3 protein-coding genes are annotated in these 1439 nt (G+C 35.0%); all 3 read left to right on the top strand.

Translation table 11 applies throughout. The features are described from left to right. Positions 1 to 8: 8 nt before the first annotated feature. The 3 genes from ABZ914_RS51340 (at position 9) to ABZ914_RS51330 (ending at position 1289) form a co-directional block, all read left to right on the top strand. On the top strand, positions 9 to 182 hold the full coding sequence (locus ABZ914_RS51340; RefSeq protein ID WP_350782946.1) for a DUF1660 domain-containing protein: 174 nt from the start codon (positions 9 to 11) through the stop codon (positions 180 to 182). Between the two features lies 1 nt (position 183). After that, complete coding sequence (locus ABZ914_RS51335; protein WP_353822218.1) at positions 184 to 375, top strand: hypothetical protein; 192 nt, start codon at positions 184 to 186, stop codon at positions 373 to 375. A 491-nt stretch (positions 376 to 866) separates the two neighbouring features. Continuing rightward, positions 867 to 1289: a RinA family protein gene (locus tag ABZ914_RS51330; protein WP_500201810.1), complete on the top strand. Its 423-nt coding sequence runs from the start codon at positions 867 to 869 to the stop codon at positions 1287 to 1289. The last annotated feature ends 150 nt before the right edge of the window (positions 1290 to 1439 follow it).

The following is a 1439-nucleotide window of genomic DNA, read 5'->3' as shown; positions in this document are numbered from 1 at the left end:
TGAAACTAATGTGTAAGCTGTTCGGGCATAAGTGGTCAGAATGGAGAGTATATTTATTTGGAACTCATGAAGAACGCTCTTGTCGTCGTTGCTACATTACAGATAAACGAATTCCACGCTCAGACCTTGACGAGTCAGAGAACGTGTTCCCTGAAAAATGGCTTGATAAACATATGGATTGAGGTGGAGATGAAAAGATTTAGATTAGTAAGCAATTCGTTTATTGACCAAAATGGAGCACTTCGTTCAAAACAACAGTTTGTTGAAGCCGATAGTTTCGCTGATGTTATTGAATATATCGAAAGCAACGCAGGTTGGTACACTGGTATCAACGGAGCTTTCAAAGTCGCCTATATCGAGGAGGTTGTGGAATGAAAGTGATTTATAAGATACTAATTGCCCTAATAGTAGTTGCTGTAGGATTTGGATTATCTCTAGCAACCTATCATCTCTTTGGGTACGACAAGATAATGAGCTTTTGGCAGTACATCTTGCTTAGGAGTAAATAAAAAAAGCCCAAGCTGACCAAGCTTGAGCGAAATTGTGAATTCTAACGTTTATATTTTTATGGTCTAACAAATTATATCATACTGAGCTAGGAACTCGCTAAACTCAACTGGAGGAGAAATGGGTAAATCATTACTAATTGCAACTGAAATTGTTGCTTTGTTTATACTGTATGTTTTAGGTATATATTTACTAGCTAAGATTATCGGGTTATGGATATTTGCAATATTATCTGTGATTTTTATTATAGTAGTTGCTTTTGGCATTAACTTTTTTAAATAAACAAAAAAAGCCCACTGTAATGGGCTTCGGCAACTGAATTTCTAACTTAATTATACCACAAAAGGAGAATTTGATGAATGGCAGATAAGTTAGATAGAATTATTGGAGATTACGTTAATGGCAGACTTGAAGCCAGGATAAAATCAATTGAGAGCAGATATCTTTATAAGCAAAAAGTAGATAACTTAGGTATTCGTACAGCTTATTCTGGTGGTTCGGAACCTGAAAGTCATGTTTTAAATAAAGAAGCGCTTGAAAATGATGAGGAATACATCAAGCTCAAAGACCTGATGTACCAATTCAGCTTGTGGTACGAACCTTTAATTAAGGAGGAAAAAGAAATAATCAAGCTAAAACACTGTGGTTACGGTGGTTTTACATGGTACAGAGTAATGATGGAACTTGATAATGAAGGGATTGAGATTTCAGAAAAGAAAGCTAAGTTTATTTATTATCGCTTTAGAAAAGATATAAACCCTCATATTGGCTATTTAATTTGAAAGCATGGGTCAAATTGGGATAAAAACGACACGAAAAAGGCACGAAATTGGAGTGTTGCTCCTTATTTTTGCTGATATACTTGTATTATGAAGTAAAAGGCAAAAGCAAAAATTTCGGAAAAGTAAGGTTGAATTTGCTTCATAAGCTTG

Source organism: Spirillospora sp. NPDC046719 (genome assembly GCF_040645715.1).
Classification (GTDB): domain Bacteria; phylum Actinomycetota; class Actinomycetes; order Streptosporangiales; family Streptosporangiaceae; genus Spirillospora.
This window is presented reverse-complemented; position numbering and strand designations above follow the sequence as displayed.

What these genes read in the sequence shown, in the direction of transcription:
- ABZ914_RS51330 (WP_500201810.1), top strand. Translation starts at nt 867, where the DNA reads ATGGCAGATAAGTTAGATAGAATTATTGGAGATTACGTTAATGGCAGA.
- ABZ914_RS51340 (WP_350782946.1), top strand. Translation starts at nt 9, where the DNA reads ATGTGTAAGCTGTTCGGGCATAAGTGGTCAGAATGGAGAGTATATTTA.